Below are 24,203 nucleotides of genomic sequence, written 5' to 3' on the forward strand. Positions count from 1 at the left end.
AGTGGAACCACTACGCGGCGCGATACGGACCTACGCCTGGGGATCGCGGACCGCCATCGCCGAGTTCACCGGGCGGCCGGTCCCGGCGGCGCATCCGGAGGCCGAGCTGTGGCTGGGCGCCCACCCCGGCGACCCGGCCTGGCTGGAGACCGCCACCGGCGAGGTGTCGCTGCTGGAGGTCTTGACCGCCGACTGGGAGGGCCAGCTCGGGCCGGTGGCCCACGCCCGCTTCGGTGACCGGCTGCCGTTCCTGGTCAAGGTGCTCGCCGCCGACGAGCCGTTGTCGCTGCAGGCCCACCCCAGCGCCATGCAGGCGATCGAGGGCTACGAGCGGGAGGAGCGGCTCGGGGTTCCGGTGTCCTCGCCGATCCGCAACTACCGCGACACCAGCCACAAACCCGAACTGCTGGTGGCGTTGCAGCCGTTCGAGGCGCTGGCCGGCTTCCGTCCCGCGGCGCGCACCGTCGAGTTGCTGCGGGCGCTGGCGGTATCGGATCTCGATCCGTTCATCGACCTGCTCGGCGGCCAGACCGCCGGCGATCGCCCCGCCCTCGATCCCGCCGATGCCCAGTCCGACGCCGACGGGCTGCGGGCGCTGTTCACCACCTGGATCACCGCGCCTCAGCCCGATCTCGACGTCCTGGTTCCCGCGGTACTCGAGGGTGCCATCCAATACCTGCATTCGGAGGCCGGCGAATTCGCAGCCGAGGCCAAGACCGTGCTCGAACTCGGTGAGCGCTATCCGGGCGACGCCGGCGTGCTGGCGGCGCTGCTGCTCAATCGGATCAGCCTGGCGCCCGGCGAGGCCATCTTCCTGCCGGCCGGCAACCTACACACCTATCTGCACGGTGTCGGGCTGGAGGTGATGGCCAACTCGGACAACGTGCTGCGGGGCGGCCTGACGCCCAAGCACGTCGACGTGCCCGAGTTGCTGCGGGTGCTGGACTTCACCCCGACCACCGAGCAGGCGCTGCGGCCGGCGATCCACTCCGACGGGCCCGAGGTGGTCTACCAGACCCCGGCCGAGGAGTTCGCCGTGTCCCGGTTGACGCTGGACGGCGCCCACCTCGGCCACGAGCTGGACGCTCCGGCCCACCATGACGGCCCGCAGATCCTGCTGTGCACCGAGGGCTCGGTCACCGTGCACGCCAAGTCGGGGAGCCTGATACTGCGCCGGGGCGAGTCGGCCTGGGTGCCCAGCGACGACGGGCCGATCCGACTGCTGGCCCAGCAACAGGCCGTGCTGTTCCGGTCGACGATAGGTCTGTGAGTGTCCACCTCCGGTAGCACCAGGGCGATCCTGGCGGCACTGTTGGCCAACGCCGGGATCGCGGTCGCGAAGTTCACCGGCTACGTGATCACCGGCAGCGCCGCCATGCTCGCCGAGGCGGTGCACTCGGTGGCCGACACCTCCAACCAGGCGCTGCTGCTGTTCGGGCAGCGGGCCGCCGCCAAGGCCCCAGATGAGCTGCATCCGTTCGGATACGGCCGCAGCCGCTACTTCTGGTCGTTCGTGGTGGCCCTGGTGCTGTTCAGCCTGGGTTCGATGTTCGCGTTGTACGAGGGCTACAAGAAGGTTCACCACCCGGTCGAGTTGAGTTCGCCGGTGGTGGCGATCGTGATCCTGGTGGTGGCGATCGGGATGGAGACGTTCAGTTTTCGCACCGCGGTGGTGGAGTCGCGCCCGTTCAAGGGGGAGGGCAGCTGGCTGCGGTTCCTGCACACCTCGCGCACCCCGGAGCTTCCGGTGGTGCTGCTGGAGGACACCGCCGCGTTGATCGGCCTGGTGCTGGCGTTGATGGGTGTGGGCCTGAGTGTGGTCACCGGCAATCCGGTATGGGACGGCGTGGCAACCCTGGGCATCGGCGTGCTGCTGGGCGTCGTTGCGGTGTTCTTGATGGTCGAGATGCACAGCCTGCTGATCGGTGAGGGCGCCACGGTCGCCGAGGACCGGGCCATCCGCGCGGCGCTGGAGCAGACCCGTAACGTCACCCGGCTGATCCACATCCGCACCCTGTATCTCGGCCCCGACGAGATGCTGGTGGGCGCCAAGATCGCGCTGCGTCCGCAGCTGGATCTGCCCGCCGTCGCCGCCACTATCGACGATGCCGAAGCCAACGTCCGCAGGGCGGTACCGGCAGCCCGGGTGATCTACCTCGAACCCGACCTGGACCGCACCGCTGTGCCAGACTCGCGGCAGCAGAAAGGTTGATCGCTTTGTCCAGCTTCTCCTACCGGCAGCTCACCGCGGCCTGTCAGGCCGGCGGTGCGAGCACGCTGAGCGTGTACACCGAACTGGCCCCCGCCGGCGGGCCGCATGTCGCGATCAGCCCGGCCCACCGCGCCGGACGTGGCCCGTCGGCCATCGCCCACGAGACCCGGCTGATCGACGGCAATCCGACCGCGTCGGTGATCATCGACGACAACCAGAGCCAGATCCAGCGGGTGGAAGCCGCGATCCTGCAGGGCATCCGCGATCAGCATCCAGTGTTGGGCCGGGTGCCGCGGCTGGAGGTGTCCTACGAAGGCGGCCGGACGGTCTACACCGATCTTGAGCTGCCGCAACGGATTTTCGACGGCCACTTCTTGACCGGCTCGATCGGCGGCAAGCCGGCGATCGCCCACCCGGCCTACCGGGCCGCACGCGAGAGCACTCCCGAGAATGCCCGCGCCGTGGCCGAGTTGAGCCCGGGCAGCCTGGTTTTCGGTGCGATCGACGCCGCCCGCGGCACCGGCCAGAGCCGCTTCCGCGGCGTGCTGTCCGGCGAGATCATCGGGGTGCTCGTGGACGGTGCGCCGACGGATTCGCGCGCCCCGGCCGAGTCCGGTGTCTGCTGCGGCCGCATCATTCGCACCCAGGTGCTGAGCTTCGCCGCGCTGCGGCAACTGCGCTTCGACTGCGGCATCGCCGGGGATGAGGCCGGCCGCGCGCTGCTGGCCGCCTACGCGCTGGCGGGGCTGACCCGCGCCAACTCCGAGCTGAGCATCCGGGCCAACTGCGACCTGGTCGAGACCGGCCCGACGACGCTGAAACTCGACGCCCGCGACGGCGAATTCGTCGAGTTGGCGGCGCTGTCGATCGAGCAGGCCGACGAACTGCTGGAGCGCGCGCTGGTGGCAGCCTACCGGGAGGCCGACATCACCTGGCGCGGCCAGGTGCTGGCTGTCACCGGTAACTCCGGTGCCTACGCCGCGGCCCAGAACGGCGGAGTGGCGCAACAGGAACCGGTCGCGCACGAGCCGCGCCGCTTCCGGCTGCCGCACTTCATCGAGAACCGGCGCGCCGGCGCACGCTGAGCTGGGATGCGGCGTGCGACGGGCCGGGGCCGGTTAGAGCCGCAAAACGCTCGGCTGGGATACCCCAGCCGAGCGCTTGCGTGATCGATCACCGACTCAAAACCGTCGAGCCTGCCGGCTGCCGCCCGAAGTCTTCCCCGGGTTAATGGTCGTGGTCGTGGTCGTGGTCGTGGTCGTGGTCGCCACCGGGATCACCACCGGGGTCACCACCGGCGTCGTGGTCGTGGTCGTGGTCGTGGTCGTGCGGGTGCCCGATTCCGCCGGCGCCGCCAGTCCCACCGGTTGCGCCGTCGGCCTCGCCGCCGGCTTCGCCCGGGTCACCCAAGAGGTTCCCCGATGCGCCGCCGTTGCCACCGACGCCACCGTCACCACCGGGAGCGAGAACCTGGCCGTATTCATCGACGGCACCGCTACCGCCGCTACCACCGGCACCGCCGTCGCCACCGACACCGTGGCCGTTCGCGTTGTCACCGCCGTTTCCACCGGCTCCACCGTGGCCGGCAGCGCCAGAGACGACGCTGCCGTCGGGCAGCGTGAGGCTTTCGCCCGCCGAGCTGCCGCCGTTCCCGCCGACGCCGCCCTGGCCGCCGTCGCCCGTGTTGCTGTCGCCACCGGTGCCACCGGCACCGCCTGCACCGCCTAGCACGTCGCCGTCGCCGCCGTTGCCGCCCGCGCCGCCGGCGCCACCGATGCTGCCGTCCCCGCCGCCGCCGCCCGCGCCGCCCGCGGCCCCCGCGGAGATGAAGCTGGCCTCGTCGACGGCACCGTTGCCACCGTTCCCGCCTGCGCCACCGTCGCCGCCGGCTCCCAGGGTTCCGGCGGTGCCGTTCACACCAAAACCGAACAGGGTGCGCGCGACTCCGGCGGCACCCGCAGCGCCGCCGTTGCCGCCGACACCGCCATTGCCTCCTTCGGTGGCCTCGTGGACGTAGTGGTCGTGATCATGATCGTGCGCGATGCTGTCTGAACCGGAGCCCCCGAGACCACCACCGCCGCCGGCACCACCCGCACCGGCGTCACCACCGTCGCCGATGATCCAGCCACCGTTGCCACCGTTGCCGCCGGCACCACCGGCACCACCGTTTCCGCCGTTTCCTCCGACCTGGTCCAGTTGGCTGCCGGCACCCGCGCTGCCGTGCCCGCCCGCACCGCCGTTACCACCATTACCACCACTGCCGAAGAGGAACGCACTGCCTCCTTCGCCGCCGCCAGCCCCGATGCTGCCGTTGAGCCCGTCGGCGAGGATTCCGCTCCAGCCGGCACCACCGGCGCCGCCGTCGCCGCCGTCGCCGAACAACCAGCCGCCGGAACCACCGGCACCACCGGCCGTGGCCTCGACCAGGGTGTTGCCGCCGTAGTAGTCGGCATTCAACCCGGCGCCGCCGATGCCACCGTTGCCGATCAGTCCGGCGTTGCCGCCCACCCCGGCAGCGGTGAGCAGATTGTCGACATAGCTGGCGTCGGTGCCGGCGCCGCCGTCACCGAAGAGGAACCCGCCGTCACCGAGGTCGCCGATACCGGGCAGCCAGCCGAACAACGACGTGTTGGTACCGGCGAATTCGTCGATCCCATTTCCGATCAACAACCGACCGAAAAGGGATTCAAAGAGTCCGTAGCCGTTGATCAGATTGAGCAGATCGGTGTTGCCGGGGTCGGTGATGAAGTCTTGCAGGTCGGCGTGCAGGTTGCTGTAGGACGAATCGAAGCCGTCGATCCAGATCCCCGCATCGGCGGCGCCCGCCGTATCGGCTGATGTCGCGCTGATGTCGAGAAAATCCACCAACCAGTCGATATCCGCATGTGCTTGCGGTGCGGTTGCCATCGGGCCCAGGCCGAACGCCAAGAAGGCGCCTATGGCGCTGCCTGCACCGGTAGCACGTCGGCGCTCGCGAACCCGCTGCCGTTCGTTGTGGCGACCGTACATGTGTGCTCCTTCATTTGTGTTGTACCTACTCGTTGATCCAGCGGGGTCCGTCGATAGCGCCGCCAGACGCGTTCTTGCGCAGCTGCCTTCCTGCAGGTACTGGCCGAGGCATGAGCCGCTTCGGTCGCAATCCCTTTCAATCGCTCAGGACAAGCTGTGCACGACCTTATCGATAATGAAAATCATTGTCAATAAGGGTGAAGGGGGCGTGGGTCTAGCCGTCGTTCGGCGCGATCGGCGCTACCTGGGATGTATTGGCAGAGCACACGTTCGGGCTGTATGAGACCAGAGAGGTCTGCAAGGACTCCGGCCGACTCAGGTACACCACACCGGCCGGCTGGCCGGAGTCAAGTATCTAGGGCCTGCCCCATAGGCCCGAAATGCGTTAATCCCCAACGACTCTGGCGATCATGGCCGGTTTGTCAGCCCTCGGGCATGTCAGCCCGGTGTAATTCGAGACACTGCCTCGATGACGCCAGCTCAGGGCATCGGCTCAACGGCGATCACGTAGTCGCGGCCGTATCTGAGGGAGCCTTCGCGTTCGATCAGTGCCAGCGCCCGAGACTGCAAGTCGTCGATGTACTGCCGCATCGAACTACCGAGCGCCTGGGAATGGAAGCGTTCGAGCCGATTACGGCACATGTTGAGCTGGCCGTATACGTGCCGGGCGCCGTAGCGTATCGGGAAGTATCGACTCTCCACTGCAAGGAAACCGGCCCGCTCGAGCTGTCGGAGGATCCATTCGAGGGGGTACTCACGGTAGGGCCGCTCACCGGCCAGCAGCAGACATGCGTCGCGGGCCCGGCCGATTTCCCAAATGACATGGCCGCTTTCGGTGTTGGGCCGGTACTGAACGTAGGGCTCCAGTCCGGTGACATAGAGTCGGCCGCCGTCGGCAACCAGGGGGCGCAGCCTTTCGAACAGTCGATCCTGCCAGTAAGGTGCGAAGCCCTCGATCGCGCCGACGAGATAGTCAACCAGCACGGTGTCGAAGGTCTCGCCGGCGAGCAGGTTGTCATCCATCCAGTTGCCCAGCATCAGCCGGTCTTGTGGTCTGATATCGCCCGGGGTGGCGCGGGTCGCGTCGACCATACTGGCTGCCGCGGTAATCGCAGTCCAGCGGTCGGTCGGTAATGTCCGAATCCACTGCAGCGACTTCACCCCGGTGCCGGAGTCCAACACACTGCCCCACGGCCGGTCACCTTGAAGGCTTTCGATGTAGCGGAACAGCGACGAGATTCTGGGATTGGCGTTGGTAGACAACAGCATTGCTCGCTTTGCAGACGCGGCGTTGCGCGCACGGGCAACGACTGTCGGGGCAGGGCTCGAGGAGGTGCGTAGCCCTTAGAGTACTGTGAACCACGGGTTATTGAAAATCATTATCAATAACTGCCCGGGTCATATACCCGGGCTGCTCAGCTCGCGGCGCTGAGCAGCAGCCGGGCCGACTTCTCCAACCGGTCGGCGATCTGCTGGTAGGAGCCGTACCCCATCCCGGCCCGCACCAGCGCCCCGGAGTAGAGCAGCTCCAGTGAATCGACCAGGTCCGGTTCGCCGCCGGGGCCCACCGCGGTGGCCAGTCGGTCGTGGATCTCGGTACCGATCCGGCGGCGCAGATGCTCGACGTCGGGATCGCTGCCGAGCAGCGCAGCGGTGACGGCACCGGCCAACTCGGGTTCGTCGGCGACCAGCAGCGCGATGTGGCGCAGCACGGTGACGACCCGGATTATGCGGTCGGGGGAGTCGACCGTCGGGGCCGGTGTCAGGGCCAGCCGGCGCCAGAAGATCTCGGCGACCAGGTGCTCTTTCGACGAGAAGTAGGTGTAGGCGGTCGCGGCGCCGATTCCGGCCTCGGCGGCCACCATGCGAATCGTCAGGCCGGAGAATCCCTCCCGGCCCAGCACCGTCATCGCGGCGCGGCTCAGCCGCTCCACCGTGTCAGCCTGTTTGGCCGTCAGCCGACGGCGCGTCGACTCCCGAGCCACCGGACTGGACACATGTCTGGACGCTACTACAACAGCGCAGCGGACGCTAGCGTAGTTTGCCTGCATGGCATCCGATGAGACCCAGCGACTGTTCGACCTGGCCGACCGGGTGACCGGCTTCATGCCCGAGGACGAGGGCCGGGCGCTTCACCAGGCCGCGGTCGATGCGCTCGACGGCGGCGTGGCGGTCGAGATCGGTACCTACTGCGGCAAATCCACCGTGCTGCTCGGCGCTGCGGCGCACGAGCGCGACAGTGTGCTCTACACCGTTGACCACCATCACGGATCCGAGGAGCATCAACCGGGCTGGGAGTACCACGACGTCACCATGGTCGACCCGCACAGCGGCCGGTTCGACACGCTGCCGGCGTTCCGGCGCACCCTGGATCAGGCCGGCCTCGACGACACCGTGGTGGCGGTGGTGGGCAAGTCCAGCGTGGTGGCCCGGGGCTGGCGCACCCCGCTGCAGCTGCTGTTCATCGACGGCGGCCACAGCGAGGCGGCCGCGCAGCAGGACTTCGACGGCTGGGCGCGCTGGGTCGACCGGGGCGGCGTGCTGGTGATCCACGACGTGTTCCCGGATCCGGCCGACGGCGGCCAGGCGCCCTACCAGATCTATTGCCGGGCGATCGAAAGCCGGCAGTTCGAGCAGGTGTCGGAGTCGGGGTCGCTGCGGGTGCTGCGGCGCACGTCCGGGGTTGCCGGCGACGACGTCTAGCGCGGTAGTTCGGCGCAGGCGCAGTCGTAGTCGCCTTCCAGCCCGCGGGGCAGGTCGGCGCCGCGGAAGATCCCGGCGCCGGCAGTGGTGTCCGACAGCGCATCGGCGGCCAGGATGACGGCGGCCCCGGTCCAGGTGGTGCGCTCCACCGGCCAGCGTTTCCCGTCGGAGAAAACCAGGCCGGTCCAATAGGATCCGTCCGCCTCGCGCAGATGCTGCATCGCTGCGAGCTGGTTGCGGGCCGCATCGGCCCGGCCCATCGCGTCCAATGTCAGCACCAGCTCGCAGGTTTCGGCGCCGGTCACCCACGGCCGGTCGTCGACGCAGCGGATACCCAGGCCGTCGACGACGAAGGCGTCCCACCGCGCGGCGATCCGCTCATCGGCCGCCGGGCCGCGCAGTGCTCCGGTGAGCACCGGGTAGTACCAGTCCATCGCGTGATGCGGCTTCTCGGTGAACGCGCCGGGGTGGGCGGTGATGGCGTGCCCGAGCCGTCCCAGCGCCACCTCCCACTCCGGTTGCGGCGCACCGAGATAGTCGGCGAGGGCGAGCGCGCAGCGGATGCTGTGGTAGATGCTGGCGCATCCGGTCAGCAACGCCTCGCCGACCGGGCCGGCCGGTGACGCCGCCCAGCAGATCTCCCCGTAGCCCCGCTGCAGCCCCAGCACGAAGTCGATCGCGGCTGCCACCGTCGGCCACATGGCCGCGGCGAACGGCCGATCTCCGGTGATCAGTACGTGGTGCCAGACCCCGGTGGCGATATAGGCGCAGAAGTTGCTGTCGCTGTTGGCGTCCTCGATCTCGCCGGCCCGCAACTGAATCGGCCACGACCCGTCGGCACGCTGGGACTCCCGCGACCAGTCGAACGCCGCGCGGGCGGGCTCGATCAGTCCGGCCGCGGTCAGCGCCATCGCGCATTCGACGTGATCCCACGGGTCGGTGTGCCCGGTGGCCGACCACGGAATCGCCCCGGAGGATTCCTGCACCGCGGCGATCGAGGCCGCGGTCTGGCGGCACTGCTGCGGGGTGAGCACACCGGGAACGCCCGGCGCGCCGGCCTCAGCGGAGCGCACGGGTTCTCGCCGTGGTGGTGAAGTCCGCCTTGGTGAAATACATAGCGACGCTCTTGCCGACCACCGGATTGAGCACCGCCTCGGCGACTCGGGTGGCCGACGGCCGCGACATCATGTCCCACACCAGCAGCTTGTGATAGGCCGACACCAGCGGATGATCCGGATTATTGACCCCCACAGCGCATTTGAGCCACCAGAACGGTGCGTGCAGCCCGTGGGCGTGATGCGATCCGGTGAATCGCAGCCCGGCGCCGGTGATCTTGTTGCGCAACGCGGACGCCCGGTAGATCCGGACGTGACCGCCCTCGTTGCTGTGGTACTCGTCGGAGAGCAGCCAGCAGATCTGCTCGGGCAGCCAGCGGGGCACGCTCACCGCCAGGGTGCCGCCGTCGGCGAGCACCCGGATCAGCTCGGCGATCGCGGTACCGTCAGCCGGGACGTGCTCGAGGATCTCCGAGGCGATCACGACATCGAAGGCGCCGTCGGGGTAGGGCAGTGCCAGGGCGTCGCCGACCACCGCGCGGGCCGACGCGCCCGCCGGAGCCTCCCCGGCCTCGGCCATCGCGGCGAACATGGTTGCGACACCGTCGATCTCGTCGGCATCCTGGTCGAACGCGATGACGTCGGCGCCGCGGCGGTAGGCCTCGAACGAGTGCCGTCCGGCGCCGCAGCCCACGTCGATCAGCGTCGTCCCGGTTCCGATCCCCAGCCGGTCGAAGTCCACGGTCAACACGGTGCGGCGCTCCGTTCGATCGCGTCGCGGTAGACGGCGACGGTCGCCGCGGCGACGGCCGGCCAGCTGTAGACATCCAGGGCGCGGCGGCGGCCCGCCGCGCCGAGCCTCCGGCGTCGGTCGGGGTCGTCGAGCAGCACGCCCAGCGCCCGCGTCAGCGCCGCCGCGTCGCCGGGCGGCACCAAGTGCGCGCAGACCCCGTCGTCGCCGAGCACCTCGGGCAGGGCGCCGGCCCGGCTGGCCACCACCGGGGTGCCGCTGGCCATCGCCTCCACCGCCGGCAGCGAGAACCCCTCGTAGAGCGAGGGGATGCAGACCAGTTCGGCAGAAGCCAGCACCGCCGCCAGTTCGGCGTCGGTCAGGCCGCTGGAGACCGTCACGATGTCGGCGATCCCGAGTTCGGCGATGAGCTTCTCGGTCACCCCGCCCCGTTCCAGCTTCGCCACCAGCTGCAGCTCCACGTCACGCTCGGTGCGCAGTTCGGCCACCGCCGCCAGCAGATGCGCCACCCCCTTGAGCGGCACGTCGGCGCTGGCGATCGCCACGATGCGCCCGGCGACCCGCGGTTGCTCGCGGGGGCGGAAGACCTGGGTGTCCACCCCCAGCGGGACCACCCTGAGCCGAGCCGGATCCACCTCGAAGTCGGCGGCGATGTCGGCGGCCGAGGTGCTCGAGACGGTCAGCAGCTCGGGGAGTCGGCGAGCCACTCGCTTCTGCATCTCGGCGAATCCGTACCAGCGGTGCACCGCCGGTTTGCGCCACCACGGCGCGGCGGCCAGGTCCAGCCGCCGGTCGCGGGTGATCGGATGGTGCACGGTGGCCACCACCGGCAGCCCGGTCGCCGCGATCCGCAGCAGGCCCGTGCCGAGGCACTGGTTGTCGTGGACGACGTCGAAGTCGTCGCGGCGGGCGGCGAGCAGCCGGGCGGCGCGCAAGCTGAAGGTGCGCGGCTCCGGGAACCCGGCGGTCCACATGGTGGTCAGCTCCAGCAGGTCGATGCGGTTGCGGATCTCGCTGGGCCGCGGCACCCGGAAGGGGTCCGGTTCGCGATACAGGTCCAGGCTCGGTACCTCGCGCAACTGCACCGCCGGGTCGAGCCGCTCGGGGTAGGGCTGCCCGGAGAACACCTCGACGCGGTGGCCGAGCTCGGCGAGCCCCCGGCTGAGGTGTCGTACGTAGACGCCCTGGCCGCCGCAGTGCTCCTTGCTGCGATAAGACAGCAGCGCGATCCGCAGGCGCTCGACATCATCGGCTGGCTGTCTGGACATGTGTCCAGATATTAGGTTGCTTAGCTAAGTGACGCAATCAGGGCGCCGCGCCGCAGGTCAGGCCGGCGGGTCGATGGCGGCGAAGTTCACCGTCGCGGTGGCCGCGAGCTGGTCGTCGTTGCCGCGGTAGATGTCGACCTGGACCACCACCGAGCGCCGGCCGGTGCGCAGGATGGCCGCGACGGCACGGGCGGGCCCGATCTTGATCGGCCGCAGATACCGGATGAACAGATCCGTGGTGGCGATCGCGTTGCCGAACGCGGTGCTACGGGCGGCGAGCTGCCCGGCCGCCACGTCGGCCATGGTGGCGATCAAGCCGCCCTGCAGCCCGCCGGCGGTGTTGACCACCCGCTCATCGACCGGCATCTCCATGGTCAGGGTGTCATCGGGCGACGGCACCTCCTGCAGGCCGAGCTGGTCGAACAACTCCCTGATCGATTGAGGTGCGGTCATGGCGTGAGTCAGCGCGCCTCGGCGTCGTCCCAGACCTGCGACATGGTGCGCAGAATCTCCTCCGCGCGCCCCAGTCCGGCCAGATGACTCTCACCGGGCAGCGGGTAGAGCTGCGCGTCGGGCAGCAGCGAGACCGCGTGCTCGCCGTGGGCGAACGGGACGATGTGGTCGGCATCCCCGTGCCACCAGTGCACCGGCACCTTCACCTCGTCGAGCCGGAAACCCCAGTACCGGGCGAACAACACGGCGTCGGCGATGGGCGCGGCAAGCTGCTTGCGGGAGCCGTTGAGCAGGTCGTCGAGGAACATCGCCTTGAACTCCGGCCGGGCCAGCAACCGGCGGTCGCCCTCCGGGGAGATCAGCGCGTAGAGCTCCAGCGCCGGTTCGGCGACCGGCCGGATCATCCGGATCAGGCCGGTGGCCAGGATGCCGATCGGGCGCCCGGCGCGCTGCAGCACCGGCTCGGCGATCCGGGCCAGTGTCATCAGGTTGCTGTCGATGGCATCGGGGCCCACGGCCGGGGCGACACCGCCCAGAATCCCGGCGGCCACCACCCGCTCGGGCATCGCCGCGGCGCACGCCAGGGTGTACGGGCCGCCGCCGGACAGTCCGATGACCGCCATCTTGTCGATGCCGAGCGTGTCGGCCACGCTGCGCAGATCCTCGGCGAACTGCGACACCGTCTCGTACTGATACGGCGTCGAGGAGCCGATACCGGGCCGGTCCACCCCGATCAGCCGGATGCCGGCCTCCTTGGCGACGACCCGCGCCTCGACCGGGATCTGCCGCCGGGCGCCGGGGGTGCCGTGCAGCCAGAACATCGCCCGGCCGTGCGGAGCGCCGAACTCGGCGAAGCCGAGCTGACGGTCTTCACCGACGGCTATCTTGCCCTCGATCTGAGGTCGGGCGATCGCGTAAACCATGCCCAGAGTGTGACATGACGGTGGGAGCTGGGTCACATGCCGGTGGCCGGCACCGGGATCGGCTCGCCGGTCGGCATGGACATCACGGTGGGCTCGGCACGGCCGCGCAGCACCGCCGTCTCGTGCCTCGCCCACCGCGCCCGCTCGTCGTCGTCGGCCCATTCCAGTGCCGTCTGGGAACACAGCGCGCGGGCGGCCACGGTCTTGGCGCGATCGGCCAGCCGCGCGGCCTCGTTGACGGCGTCACCGACCACGGTGTACTCGTAGCGGTTCTCGCTGCCGATGTTGCCGGCGAACACCGGCCCGGCCGAGACGCCGATCCCGAAGTCCACCAACGGCAGCCGCCGCAGCTGGGTGAGCAGGGTCCGCGCGGTGGCCAGCGCCGCTGCGGCCGCACCGTCGGAGGCGACCGGGGCGCCGAACACCGCCAGCGCCGCGTCGCCCTGGAACTTGTTGATCGAGCCGTGCCGCGCGTCGACGGCGGCCACCACGATGCGGAAGAAGTCGTTGAGCACCGCGGCGACCTCATCGGGCGGGTGAGTGGCCGCCAGTTCGGTCGAGCCCATCAGGTCGATGAACAGGATCGCCGCGTCCTGCACCTGGCCCGACAACGCGAGATCCCGCTCCACCGCCAGCCGGGCCACCTCCGGGCCGACGTGCCGGCCGAAGAGGTCCCGCAGCCGGTCGCGTTCGCGCAGGCCGGCAACCATGCGATTGAACCCGGTTTGCAACCGGCCGATCTCGGAGTGCTCGTAGACGCCGACGGCGACGTCCCGCTCGCCGTGCTGGACCCGGGCCATCGCGCGCACCACCTCGCCGACCGGATCGGAGATCGAGCGGGCCACCAGGATCATGGCGCGCATCCCGAGCAGCACCGCCACCAGGCACAGCACCAGCACCGGGATCTCCACCGAGGCGTCGCGGTCGATGACCCACCCCATCCGGCGGCAGACGATCAACACCACGATCGCCGCCGCGGGCAGCGCGCTGGTGATGAACCACATGGTGACCAGCCGCGGCAGCACGCCGGGAGCGTTCTCGCGGATCTCGGTCTCCCGCCAGGCGGCAGCCACGATCGGCCGAAACGTGCGGTGGGTGAACAGCATGCTGGTGCTCACCGTGGCGGTTCCACCGAAGACGACGACCAGGCTCTGCAACACGATCATCCCGGCGTCACTCGAGCGCACGGTGGCCAGGCCGATCGCTCCGCCGATCACCCAGGTGCCGAACACGACCGCCGACTGCCGGCGCACGATGTGCACGGCCGCGCGGCGCTGCGCGGCGTCGGGCTGTTGTCCGGCGGTGTACCAGCGCAGCGTGGGGGCGATGCTGACGGTGCCCGCGATGGCCACGCTGAGCGTGCTGAGCGCGACGAGCACCACGGTCAGGACCACGTAATCCGAGCGCCAGATACCGGTGCCGCTGTGGGTCTCACCGCTCAGCGACATCACCACAGCGATCGCTTCGGTACTGGTGAGCAATTGCGCGAACGCCAGCCCGGCGGCGTAGTGGGCGCCGAGTCGCAGCGCTGTGGGCGGCCGCGAATCCGCCCCCGGCCCTGCAGTGATCATCGCGGTCGTGCCCGTCCGTGAGTGGGTTGTGCACTCAAAGTTATACGGCTGCGCGGATGCCGTTGCACCAAATGTTCGTGTACAAATCAGCATCAAATGTCTAGACACCGGACGAACTGCGAGGTAATGTCCATCCGCAACGGTGGTTGAACTCACAAGGAGGGCAGGAATTTGAGCACCGAGGCGGCAGCGGAGGTCTGGCGGGACAAGAAGCGCTACCTGTGGCTGATGGGCCTGATCGCCCCGACGCTGCTGTTCACCATGCTGCCGATGATCTGGGTGATGAACCGGCTCGGCTGGCACGTCGCCGCCCAGCTGCCGTTCTGGATCGGGCCGATCCTGGTCTACATCCTGTTGCCGGCGCTGGATCTGCGGTTCGGCGCCGACGGTCAGAATCCGCCGGACGAGCTGATGGCGCAGCTGGAGAGCGACCGGTACTACCGCTACTGCACCTACGCCTACATCCCGTGCCAGTACGCCAGCGTCGTCATGGGCGCCTACCTGTTCACCGCAACCGATCTGAGCTGGTTGGGAGTCGAGGGGTCTCTCAGCTGGTTCGCCAAGATCGGGCTGGCGTTGTCGGTGGGAACCCTGGGCGGCGTCGGCATCAACACCGCGCACGAGCTGGGTCACAAGAAGGATCGGCTGGAGCGGTGGCTGGCGAAGATCACCCTGGCGCAGGTCTGCTACGGCCACTTCTACATCGAGCACAACCGCGGCCACCACGTGCGGGTGGCCACTCCGGAAGACCCCGCGTCGGGCCGGTTCGGCGAGACGTTCTGGGAGTTCTTGCCGCGCAGCGTGTTCGGTGGGTTGCGCTCGGCCTGGCAGCTGGAGGCCGCGCGGCTGCGCCGACTCGACAAGAATCCGGCGGATCCGAGAACCTGGCTGTCCAACGACGTGGTCAACGCCTGGCTGATGTCGGTGGTGCTGTGGGGTGTGCTGATCGCGGTGTTCGGCCCGGCGCTGATCCCGTTCGTGATCATCCAGGCCGGCTACGGCTTCTCGCTGCTGGAGTCGGTGAACTACATCGAGCACTACGGCCTGCTGCGCCAGACCCGCGCCAACGGTCGCTACGAGCGCTGCACACCCGAACACAGCTGGAATTCCGACCACTTGGTGACCAACCTGTTCCTCTACCACCTGCAGCGGCACAGTGACCACCACGCCAACCCGACGCGGCGCTATCAGACGCTGCGCAGCATGGACGAGGCGCCGAACCTGCCCAGTGGGTACGCCTCGCTCATCGGGCTGACCTACCTCCCGCCGTTGTGGCGAGCCCTGATGGACCACCGGGTGTTGGCCCACTACGACGGCGACATCACCCGGGTCAACATCGAGCCGCGCCGGCGGGCGAAGATCCTGGCCCGCTACGGTGCGCCCCTGGACGAAGGGGCGGCCGCGTGATGGCGAGCTACCGCTGCCCGGGCTGCGACTACGTCTACGACGAGGCGCTCGGCGCGCCCCGCGAGGGCTTTCCGGCCGGCACCCCGTGGGCGCAGGTGCCCGACGACTGGTGCTGCCCGGACTGCGCGGTACGCGAGAAGGTGGACTTCGAGCAGGTCCACGCGTGACACCCGCTAATCTCGCGGTGGTGAAACGCGTCCCGTACGCCGAGGCATCCCGGGCGCTGCTGCGCGACTCGGTCCTCGATGCGATGCGGGAGCTGTTGACCAGCCGGGACTGGTCGTCGATCACACTCGCCGCGGTAGCGGAGGCGGCCGGGGTCAGCCGGCAGACCATCTACAACGAATTCGGTTCCCGTCAGGGCTTGGCGCAGGGCTACGCGATCAGGCTGGCCGACCGGCTCGTCGACGCTGTCGAGCGCGCCATCTACGACAACGTCGGCGACGTCCACGCTGCGTTTCTGGAGGGATTCCGGTCCTTCTTCTCCTCCTCGGCCGCCGACCCGCTGGTGATCTCGCTGCTGACCGGTGCCGCCAAGCCGGACCTGCTGCAGATCATCACCACCGACAGCGGCCCGATCATCACCCGCTGCTCGGCACGGCTCACCTCGTCGTTCATGCACAGCTGGGTCAAGGCCAGCGAGGAGGACGCCGGAATCCTGGCCCGGGCGATCGTCCGGCTGGCCATGAGCTATGTCTCGATGCCGCCGGAGGCCGACCACGATGTGGCCGCTGACCTGGCCCGATTGTTCACCCCGGCAGCCGAGACCTATGGGGTCCTAGACATCTGACTGACGTCGATTGACCCGCTCGAGCAGACTCGGCTTCCCGCCGGTAGCTTGTAGCGGAGCTGATTTCACCGAACCTACGGGGGCGCACTGATGAGTTTGACCGCAGACAGCCGTAACGGCATCGACTACAAGGTCGCCGACCTGTCGCTGGCCGACTACGGCCGCAAGGAGATCCGGCTGGCCGAGCACGAGATGCCCGGCCTTATGGCGCTGCGCAACGAGTACCACGGCGTCAACCCGCTCAAGGGCGCTCGCATCACCGGCTCGCTGCACATGACCATCCAGACCGCCGTGCTCATCGAGACGTTGGTGGACCTCGGTGCTGAAGTGCGATGGGCGTCGTGCAACATCTTCTCCACCCAGGACCACGCCGCCGCCGCGGTCGTCGTCGGCCCGCACGGCACCGTCGAGGAGCCCAAGGGCACCCCGGTGTTCGCCTGGAAGGGCGAGAGCCTCGAGGAGTACTGGTGGTGCGCCGAGCAGGCCCTGACCTGGGACGGCGAGCCGGCCAACATGATCCTCGACGACGGCGGCGACGCCACCATGATGGTGCTGCGCGGCGCCCAGTACGAGAAGGCCGGCGTGGTCCCGCCGGCTGAGGACGGCGACTCGGCCGAGTGGAAGGTCTTCCTGAACACCCTGCGCGAGCGCTTCGAGACCGACAAGACCAAGTGGACCAAGATCGCCGAGTCGGTCAAGGGCGTCACCGAGGAGACCACCACCGGCGTGCTGCGCCTGTACCAGCTGGCCGCCGCCGGCGAGCTGGCGTTCCCGGCGATCAACGTCAACGACTCGGTCACCAAGAGCAAGTTCGACAACAAGTACGGTTGCCGGCACTCGCTGATCGACGGCATCAACCGCGGCACCGACGCGCTGATCGGCGGCAAGAAGGCGCTGGTCTGCGGTTTCGGTGACGTCGGCAAGGGCTCGGCGGAGTCGCTCAAGGGCCAGGGCGCCCGGGTGACGGTCACCGAAATCGACCCGATCAACGCGCTGCAGGCGCTGATGGAGGGCTACGACGTGGCGACCGTGGAGCAGGCCATCGGCGACGCCGACATCGTCATCACCACCACCGGCAACAAGGACATCATCACCCTCGAGCACATGAAGGCGATGAAGAACCAGGCCATCCTGGGCAACATCGGTCATTTCGACAACGAGATCGACATGGCCGCCCTGGAGACTTCCGGCGCGGTGCGCGACAACGTCAAGCCGCAGGTCGACGTCTGGACCTTCCCCGACACCGGCAAGTCGATCATCGTGCTGTCCGAGGGCCGGCTGCTCAACCTGGGCAACGCCACCGGCCACCCGTCGTTCGTGATGAGCAACAGCTTCTCCAACCAGGTGATCGCTCAGATCGAGCTGTGGACCAAGGGCGACGAGTACGACAACGAGGTCTACCGGCTGCCCAAGCACCTCGACGAGAAGGTGGCCCGCATCCACGTCGAGGCCCTGGGCGGCACGCTGACCAAGCTGACCAAGGACCAGGCCGAGTACATCGGCGTCGACGTCGAAGGCCCGTACAAGCCGGACCACTACCGGTACTGATTCCATGTCGACCGTGCGGTTTCGTACGCAACACACCGTAGGTGGCGTGCGAAACCGCACACTCGCGCCATGCTGATCGCGATCGAAGGCGTCGACGGCGCCGGCAAGAACACCCTGACCCAGGGGTTGCGCGCGGCGTTCGAAGCCGCCGGGAAATCGGTGGCAACTTGCGCGTTCCCGCGCTACGGCAGCTCGGTGACCGCCGACGTCGCCGCCGAGGCGCTGCGCGGGCAGCACGGTGACCTGGCCGATTCGGTGTACGCGATGGCGTTGCTGTTCGCGCTGGACCGGGCCGGCGCCATAGAGGAGATCGCGGGCCTGCACACCAGCCACGACGTGGTGATCCTGGACCGGTATGTGGCCTCCAACGCCGCCTACAGCGCCGCCCGGCTGCATCAGGACGCCGACGGCGGGGTGGTCGCCTGGGTGCGGCAGCTGGAATTCGAGCGGCTCGGGCTGCCCGCGCCGGACTGGCAGATACTGCTGGACGTCCCCGCCGAGCTCGCCGCCCAGCGTGCCCGCGACCGCGAGACGCGCGACGCCGCCCGGGCCCGCGACAGCTACGAACGTGACGACGGTCTGCAGCGCCGCACCGGCGAGGTGTACCGGGGGTTGGCCCGCGCCGGCTTCGGCGGCCCCTGGCAGTTGGCCGGTCCGACGCTCGCCCCGGCCGAGCTGGCCGACGTTCTGTGCGGTTAACCTGCGAAACGCGGGTGTGGTAGCAGGGTTTTATCTCGATCTGGTGACACCATGTACGCCATGAGGCAAAGGATTCTCGTCGTCGATGACGACGCTTCGCTGGCCGAGATGCTCACCATCGTGCTGCGCGGGGAGGGTTTCGACACCGCGGTCGTCGGCGACGGCACCCAGGCGCTCACCGCGGTGCACGAGCTGCGGCCCGATCTAGTGCTGCTGGACCTGATGCTGCCCGGCATGAACGGCATCGACGTGTGCCGGGTGCTGCGCAAGGACTCCGGGGTGCCGATCGTGATGCTCACCGCCAAGACCGACACCGTCGACGTGGTGCTCGGGCTGGAGTCGGGTGCCGACGACTACATCATGAAGCCGTTCAAGCCCAAGGAGCTGGTCGCCCGGGTGCGCGCGCGGCTGCGCCGCAACGACGACGAGCCGGCCGAGATGCTCTCGATCGCCGACATCGACATCGACGTGCCGGCACACAAGGTCAGCCGCGGCGGTGAGCAGATCTCCCTGACGCCGCTGGAATTCGACCTGCTGGTGGCGCTGGCACGCAAACCCCGCCAGGTGTTTACTCGGGAGGTGCTCCTCGAACAGGTCTGGGGATACCGGCACCCGGCCGACACCCGGCTGGTGAACGTGCACGTCCAGCGCCTGCGGGCCAAAGTAGAGCAAGACCCGGAGAATCCGACCGTGGTGCTGACCGTTCGAGGAGTGGGTTACAAGGCCGGACCTCCGTGATCCCCCCCGGGGTGCGGCGCCAGTGATCTCCGCGTCTTCGACGATGCCGAGCGCCAGCGAGGCTGAGGAGAAGCGCCAATGATCTTCAGCTCCAGACGGCGCCCCCGGCGGTCGGGTCCGCTGCTGCTCGGCGTGAACACGCTGCGCCGCGCGGTGCAGATCGCCTGGCGCCGGTCGCTGCAGCTGCGGGTCGTGGTGCTGACGATGGGGCTGTCGGCTGCGGTCATCCTGGCACTCGGCTTCGTGCTGACCAGTCAGATCACCGACCGGGTGCTCGACGTCAAGGTCCGGGCGGCCACCGAACAGATCGAGCGGGCCCGCATCACGGCCGGCGGCATCGTCGGCGGTGAGGAGGCCCGGTCGCTGACCTCGAGCCTGCAACTGGCCCGCAACACGCTGATGAGCAAGACCGACCCGGCATCCGGCAGCGGAACCGCCGGCGCGTTCGACGCGGTGCTGGTGGTGCTCGGCGAGGGCCCGCGTGCGGCGACCAGCGCCGGGCCGGTGGATCAGGTACCGGCCGCACTGCGCGAATTCGTCAAGGCCGGTCAGGTCAGCTACCAGTACGCCACCGTGCACGTGGAGGGGTTCTCCGGCCCGGCGCTGGTGATCGGGACACCGACCACCTCGCGGATCACCAACCTGGAGCTCTACCTGATCTATCCGCTGGGCAGCGAGCGCAACACTATCTCGATGGTGCGCGGCACCATCGCCACCGGCGGCCTGGTGTTGCTGGTGCTGCTGGCGGGAATCGCGCTGCTGGTGTCGCGCCAGGTGGTGCTGCCGGTGCGATCGGCCTCGCGGATCGCCGAACGGTTCGCCGAGGGGCACCTGTCCGAACGGATGCCGGTGCGCGGCGAAGACGACATGGCCCGGCTGGCGGTGTCGTTCAACGACATGGCCGAGAGCCTGTCGCGCCAGATCACCCAGCTCGAGGAGTTCGGCAACCTGCAGCGCCGGTTCACCTCCGACGTCAGCCACGAGCTGCGGACCCCGCTGACCACGGTGCGGATGGCGGCCGACCTGATCCACGATCACAGCGAAGACCTGGAGCCCTCGCTGCGGCGGTCCACCGAGCTGCTGGTCAGCGAGCTCGACCGGTTCGAGTCGCTGCTCAACGACCTGCTGGAGATCTCCCGGCACGACGCCGGTGTGGCCGAACTGTCGGTGGAGTCGGTGGACCTGCGCTCGACGGTCAACAGCGCGCTGGACAACGTCGGTCATCTGGCCGCCGAGGCCGGCGTCGAACTCCGGGTGAACGTGCCGGGCGACCCGGTGATCGCCGAGGTCGATCCGCGACGGGTGGAACGGATTCTGCGCAATCTGATCGCCAACGCCATCGACCACGCCGAGCACAAGCCGGTGGTGATCCGGATGGGCGCCGACGCGGACACCGTCGCGGTCACCGTGCGCGATCACGGGGTCGGATTGCGGCCGGGGGAGGAGAAGCTGGTGTTCAGCCGGTTCTGGCGCGCCGACCCGTCGCGGGTACGCCGCTCCGGGGGCACCGGGCTGGGGTTGGCGATCAGTGTCGAGGACGCCCGACTGCACCAGGGCCGGCTGGAGGCCTGGGGCGAACCCGGCAAGGGCGCCTGCTTCCGGCTCACGCTGCCGCTGGTCCGCGGCCACAAGGTCACCACCAGCCCGCTGCCGATGAAACCGGTGAGCGCCGCCGAGCGCCGGGAGCGCCGGCAGCGGGCGCGTGAACATGCTGAACGGAGCGGGTGATGCGCCGGCGGACTCCGGTGGCGTTGCTGGTCGCCCTGATGAACGCGGTGCTCGTGTTGGCGGGCTGCGCCGGGGTGCCCAGCAACTCGGCGCCGCAGGCGATCGGCACGGTGCAGGCGCCACCGCCGTCGGTGCTGCCCAAACCCACCCCGGGGATGGACCCTGACGTGCTGCTGCGCGAGTTCCTCAAGGCGACAGCCGATCCGGCCAACCGACACCGTGCCGCGCGGCAGTTCCTCACCCAGTCGGCGTCGGACGCCTGGGACGACGCCGGCAGCGCGCTGCTGATCGACAACGTGGTGTTCGTCGAAACCCGCAGCGCCGACCGGGTCGCGGTCACCATGCGAGCCGACATGCTGGGTTCGCTATCGGACATGGGGGTTTTCGAGACCGCCGAGGGGGCACTGCCCTCCCCGGAGCCGATCGAGCTGCTCAAGACCTCCGATGGCTGGCGCATCGACCGGCTGCCCAACGGAGTCTTTTTGGACTGGCAGCAGTTTCAGGCCACCTACAAGCGCAACACGCTGTATTTCGTGGACCCCACCGGCAAGACGGTGGTTCCCGACCCCCGGTACGTGGCGGTGTCCGACCCGGACCAGTTGGCGACGGAGTTGGTGTCCAAACTGATCGCCGGCCCCCGTCCGGAGATGGCCGGGGTGCGCAACCTGCTGGCGGCGCCGTTGCGGTTGCGCGGGCCGGTGACCCGCGCAGACGGTGGCAAGAGCGGGGTGGGCCGGGGCTACGGCGGCGCGAAGATCGACCTGGACAGCCTCTCGACCACCGACCCCAACAGCAGGCAACTGCTTGCCGCCCAACTGATCTGGACGCTGGCCCGGGCGGACATCAAGGGGCCGTATGTGATCAACGCCGACGGCGCGGCGCTCGACGACCGGTTCCCCGACGGCTGGACGACCTCCGATGTGGCCACCACCGACCCGGGCGCCTCCGACGGTGCCGGCGCCGGGATCCACGCCCTGGTGGGCGGTTCGCTGCTGGTCCTCGACGGCCAGCAGGCCAACCGGGTGCCCGGGGCGTTCGGCCGCGAACCCGACCAGCAGGCGGCCGCGTTGTCCCGCAACGGGCGTCAGGTGGCGTCGGTGGTGGTGCATCCCGGCGACCCCGAGGCCACGCTGTGGATCGGCGACCTCGGCGGTGAGGCGGTGCAGGCGGCCGAGGGGCACACCCTGTCGCGGCCCAGCTGGTCGCTGGACGAAGCGGTGTGGGTGGTGGTCGACGGCAACTACGTGGTGCGGGCGATCCAGGAGGTGGCCTCGGGCCGCCCGGCCCGGATCCCGGTGGACTCCGGGGCGATCAATGCGCGGTTCCCCGGCCCGATCAGCGAGCTGCAGCTGTCCCGCGACGGCACCCGGGCCGCCATGGTGATCGAGGGGCAGGTGATCCTGGCCGGCGTCGAGCAGACCGCGGCCGGCCAGTTCGTGCTGAACTATCCGCGCCGGCTGGGCTTCGGGCTCGGCTCCTCGGTGGTGTCACTGAGCTGGCGCACCGGCGACGACATCGTGGTGAGCCGGTCCGATCCCAAGCACCCGGTGTCCTACGTCAACATCGACGGGGTGAACTCCGATGCGCCCAGCGGCAATCTGCAGCTGCCGGTGTCGACGATCGTCGCCGACCCGTCCACGGTCTATGTGGCCGATCCGCGCGGGGTGCTGGCGCTGTCGTCGTCGCGGGCACAGGACGACCAGAGCTGGTCGCCGCTGGGCCCGTTCATGGTCGGTGGCGCGCTGCCGGTGTTGCCGGGCTGATCGCGTCGGTACGCTGCGGCGGATCGCTCACCCGGTGACGACCAGCACCGGCTGCCGGTGTTCGCTACGTTCCCGCCTGGCGTTACGCCGCTTGGCGACGGCAACCAGCCGGGCCACCGCGGTCTCGATGCTGCGGGCGAATTCATCGACGTCGGGCATGGTGTCGTAGTCGGCCAGTACGCCGAAGAACAGGCTCTCGGCGTAGCTCAGCATCGCCACCCCGGTGCGCAGCTGCAGCGCGATCGGCGGCACCGGAAGCACGTCGAGCACGGTGCGGCCCATGATGTGCAGAGTCTGCGACGGACCCGGCACATTGGTCGCGATGGTGGTGACGCCCTGCTGAGGCAGCCGCGTCAACAGCCGCACCGCCCATGCGGTCAGCGGGAACGGGATGTGGTTGGCCGCCGAGACGAACGCACTGCCGGCCTGGCGCTGCCCGGTGCGCTTGGTTCGGCTCAGCCGCGCGTGCACCAGTTTCAGCCGCCGCACCGGGTTGTCCTCCTCCACCGGCAGGTAGGGCAGCATCACCGACACCCGGTTGTCGGTCGCGTCGACGGCGTCGCCGCCGCGGGTGGACACCGGCACCAACGTGCGCAGCGTTTCGGGCAGGGGGCGTTCGCCGCGGCGGTGCAGCATGCCGCGGTAGGCCTCGGTCAAGCCGGCCAGCGCGACATCGTTGAGGGTCACGTCGAATGCCTGACAGATCTGGTGGACGTCGGCGAGCGATACCTTCGCCGAGCTGTACCGGCGCAGCGCGCTCATCGGTCCGTTCAACGAGGTGGGGGTGCCCTGGTGCAGCAGCCCGGCGGACAGTTCGACGGTGCCGCGGGCGGCCCGTAGGGCCGCGGCGCTGATCGCGGTCGACACGTTCCACAGATCGGCGGCCCAGGCCGCAGGGCTGGTGTTCACCGCGGGAAGTCCGAAATGCCATTCACCCGAATGTGATTCGTGCGAGCTCCGAAGGTGGCCGGCGAAACTCGCCACCCCGCCGCCGAGGTCGCCGCCTTCATCGCAGAGCCCGGTGAACAGGTGCGAGGTCGCGATCCCGTCGCCGATACAGTGGTGAACTTTAACCAGCATGGCCCACCGGTCGCCGGTCAGCCCCTCGATCACCCAGATGTGCCACAGCGGCCGATCCCGGTCCAGCCGGCGTGCCATCTGGTCGGCGACGAAGCCGAACAGTTCGGCGTCGCCGCCCGGGCCCGGCAGCGCGACCCGCCGCAGGTGATGCCCCATGTCGAAGTCGGGATCGGCCACCCACTGCGGCGGCGCCAGGTCGAACGGGTGCACCTGCAGTTTCTGGCCGAACCGCCGGCAGCCGCTGATCCGCGCACCCAACGCGGAGACCAGGGCGGCGTAATCCGGTGGCGGCCCTTCCAGGATGACCAGCCCGCCGATCGCCAGGCTGATGTGGCGGTCGGAGTCCTCGGCCTCCAGAAAACCCGCGTCCAGTGTGGTCAGTTGCTCCATGATGCGGACCTCCTGCCTGCGTCCGCTCTTTATGATCCGCCCGCATGAGTCGGCGTCGGCAGAGCCAGAAGTCCCGAGTAGCGCCTGCCAGCGTGATCCACCGGGCTTCGGCGCG

21 protein-coding genes and 1 pseudogene are annotated in these 24,203 nt (G+C 69.3%); 12 read left to right on the forward strand and 10 right to left on the reverse strand.

The genetic code is table 11. The annotated features are described in order from the left end of the window. The first annotated feature begins 1 nt into the window (after nt 1). Genes manA through G6N19_RS15225 form a run of 3 tightly spaced genes read left to right on the forward strand, consistent with a single transcriptional unit; the run spans nt 2 to nt 3,297 of the window. Nucleotides 2-1,270, forward strand: coding sequence for a mannose-6-phosphate isomerase, class I (gene manA / locus G6N19_RS15215; protein WP_013829933.1), 1,269 nt, complete (start codon nt 2-4; stop codon nt 1,268-1,270). Further along, on the forward strand, nt 1,271-2,212 hold the full coding sequence (locus G6N19_RS15220; RefSeq protein ID WP_013829932.1) for a cation diffusion facilitator family transporter: 942 nt from the start codon (nt 1,271-1,273) through the stop codon (nt 2,210-2,212). Beyond that, nucleotides 2,209-3,297, forward strand: a complete 1,089-nt coding sequence (locus tag G6N19_RS15225; protein WP_232062405.1) for a type I-U CRISPR-associated protein Cas7 — start codon at nt 2,209-2,211, stop codon at nt 3,295-3,297. Before G6N19_RS15220 ends, G6N19_RS15225 begins: the two co-directional genes overlap by 4 nt. Nucleotides 3,298-3,439: 142 nt before the next feature. Here the strand turns inward: G6N19_RS15225 and G6N19_RS15230 are convergent, their stop codons facing one another. The 3 genes and pseudogenes from G6N19_RS15230 to G6N19_RS15240 form a co-directional block, all read right to left on the reverse strand. Continuing rightward, nucleotides 3,440-5,221 (reverse strand): hypothetical protein, encoded by a 1,782-nt coding sequence (locus tag G6N19_RS15230; RefSeq protein ID WP_193465233.1) that lies wholly within the window; start codon nt 5,219-5,221, stop codon nt 3,440-3,442. A 480-nt stretch (nt 5,222-5,701) separates the two neighbouring features. Further along, nucleotides 5,702-6,460 (reverse strand): annotated as a pseudogene (locus G6N19_RS15235) (class I SAM-dependent methyltransferase); the annotation flags it as partial. Nucleotides 6,461-6,636: 176 nt separating this feature from the next. Further along, nucleotides 6,637-7,206: a TetR/AcrR family transcriptional regulator gene (locus G6N19_RS15240; protein ID WP_013829928.1), complete on the reverse strand. Its 570-nt coding sequence runs from the start codon at nt 7,204-7,206 to the stop codon at nt 6,637-6,639. 64 nt (nt 7,207-7,270) lie between these two features. Here G6N19_RS15240 and G6N19_RS15245 point away from each other — a divergent pair, with 64 nt between their 5' ends. Beyond that, a complete protein-coding gene (locus tag G6N19_RS15245) occupies nt 7,271-7,924 on the forward strand; it encodes a class I SAM-dependent methyltransferase (RefSeq protein WP_013829927.1) in 654 nt (217 codons plus the stop codon). On the opposite strand, the gene G6N19_RS15250 is transcribed toward G6N19_RS15245, so the two are convergent. The 6 genes from G6N19_RS15250 to G6N19_RS15275 form a co-directional block, all read right to left on the reverse strand. Beyond that, complete coding sequence (locus tag G6N19_RS15250; RefSeq protein WP_193465234.1) at nt 7,921-8,997, reverse strand: prenyltransferase; 1,077 nt, start codon at nt 8,995-8,997, stop codon at nt 7,921-7,923. The genes G6N19_RS15245 and G6N19_RS15250 overlap by 4 nt on opposite strands. Next, nucleotides 8,984-9,730, reverse strand: a complete 747-nt coding sequence (locus G6N19_RS15255; protein ID WP_193465235.1) for a class I SAM-dependent methyltransferase — start codon at nt 9,728-9,730, stop codon at nt 8,984-8,986. Before G6N19_RS15255 ends, G6N19_RS15250 begins: the two co-directional genes overlap by 14 nt. Next, nucleotides 9,724-10,965 carry a glycosyltransferase family 4 protein gene (locus tag G6N19_RS15260; RefSeq protein WP_193466410.1) on the reverse strand — a complete coding sequence of 414 codons (1,242 nt, stop codon included), beginning with the start codon at nt 10,963-10,965 and terminating at the stop codon, nt 9,724-9,726. Before G6N19_RS15260 ends, G6N19_RS15255 begins: the two co-directional genes overlap by 7 nt. A 90-nt stretch (nt 10,966-11,055) precedes the next feature. Beyond that, complete coding sequence (locus tag G6N19_RS15265) at nt 11,056-11,451, reverse strand: PaaI family thioesterase (RefSeq protein WP_013829923.1); 396 nt, start codon at nt 11,449-11,451, stop codon at nt 11,056-11,058. An 8-nt stretch (nt 11,452-11,459) separates the two neighbouring features. Then, the gene (locus G6N19_RS15270; protein ID WP_193465236.1) at nt 11,460-12,374 is read right to left on the reverse strand and encodes an alpha/beta fold hydrolase; all 915 of its coding nucleotides are present in this window, start codon (nt 12,372-12,374) and stop codon (nt 11,460-11,462) included. A 32-nt stretch (nt 12,375-12,406) separates the two neighbouring features. Continuing rightward, a complete protein-coding gene (locus G6N19_RS15275) occupies nt 12,407-13,945 on the reverse strand; it encodes an adenylate/guanylate cyclase domain-containing protein (protein WP_408632441.1) in 1,539 nt (512 codons plus the stop codon). Nucleotides 13,946-14,173: 228 nt separating this feature from the next. On the opposite strand from G6N19_RS15275, the gene G6N19_RS15280 reads away from it, so the two are divergent. The 8 genes from G6N19_RS15280 (at nt 14,174) to lpqB (ending at nt 22,618) form a co-directional block, all read left to right on the forward strand. Next, entirely contained in the window at nt 14,174-15,352 is a 1,179-nt protein-coding gene (locus G6N19_RS15280; protein ID WP_081465667.1) for an alkane 1-monooxygenase, read from the forward strand. Continuing rightward, the gene (locus G6N19_RS15285; RefSeq protein WP_041318448.1) at nt 15,352-15,519 is read left to right on the forward strand and encodes a rubredoxin; all 168 of its coding nucleotides are present in this window, start codon (nt 15,352-15,354) and stop codon (nt 15,517-15,519) included. The genes G6N19_RS15280 and G6N19_RS15285 overlap by 1 nt, the downstream gene beginning before the upstream one ends. A 20-nt stretch (nt 15,520-15,539) precedes the next feature. Continuing rightward, nucleotides 15,540-16,142: a TetR family transcriptional regulator AlkX gene (gene alkX / locus G6N19_RS15290; protein ID WP_013829918.1), complete on the forward strand. Its 603-nt coding sequence runs from the start codon at nt 15,540-15,542 to the stop codon at nt 16,140-16,142. Nucleotides 16,143-16,232: 90 nt separating this feature from the next. Beyond that, a complete protein-coding gene (ahcY, locus tag G6N19_RS15295) occupies nt 16,233-17,690 on the forward strand; it encodes an adenosylhomocysteinase (protein WP_193465237.1) in 1,458 nt (485 codons plus the stop codon). 69 nt (nt 17,691-17,759) lie between these two features. Beyond that, entirely contained in the window at nt 17,760-18,389 is a 630-nt protein-coding gene (locus G6N19_RS15300; protein WP_193465238.1) for a dTMP kinase, read from the forward strand. 51 nt (nt 18,390-18,440) lie between these two features. Continuing rightward, complete coding sequence (gene mtrA, locus G6N19_RS15305; protein WP_013829915.1) at nt 18,441-19,127, forward strand: two-component system response regulator MtrA; 687 nt, start codon at nt 18,441-18,443, stop codon at nt 19,125-19,127. Between the two features lie 78 nt (nt 19,128-19,205). Beyond that, nucleotides 19,206-20,855: an MtrAB system histidine kinase MtrB gene (mtrB, locus tag G6N19_RS15310; RefSeq protein WP_013829914.1), complete on the forward strand. Its 1,650-nt coding sequence runs from the start codon at nt 19,206-19,208 to the stop codon at nt 20,853-20,855. A 38-nt stretch (nt 20,856-20,893) separates the two neighbouring features. Further along, entirely contained in the window at nt 20,894-22,618 is a 1,725-nt protein-coding gene (gene lpqB, locus G6N19_RS15315) for an MtrAB system accessory lipoprotein LpqB (protein WP_408632506.1), read from the forward strand. A gap of 27 nt (nt 22,619-22,645) precedes the next feature. On the opposite strand, the gene G6N19_RS15320 is transcribed toward lpqB, so the two are convergent. After that, nucleotides 22,646-24,088 carry a WS/DGAT/MGAT family O-acyltransferase gene (locus tag G6N19_RS15320; protein ID WP_193465240.1) on the reverse strand — a complete coding sequence of 481 codons (1,443 nt, stop codon included), beginning with the start codon at nt 24,086-24,088 and terminating at the stop codon, nt 22,646-22,648. Nucleotides 24,089-24,203: the final 115 nt, after the last annotated feature.

Source organism: Mycobacterium novum, assembly GCF_010726505.1.
Taxonomy (GTDB): Bacteria; Actinomycetota; Actinomycetes; order Mycobacteriales; family Mycobacteriaceae; genus Mycobacterium; species Mycobacterium algericum.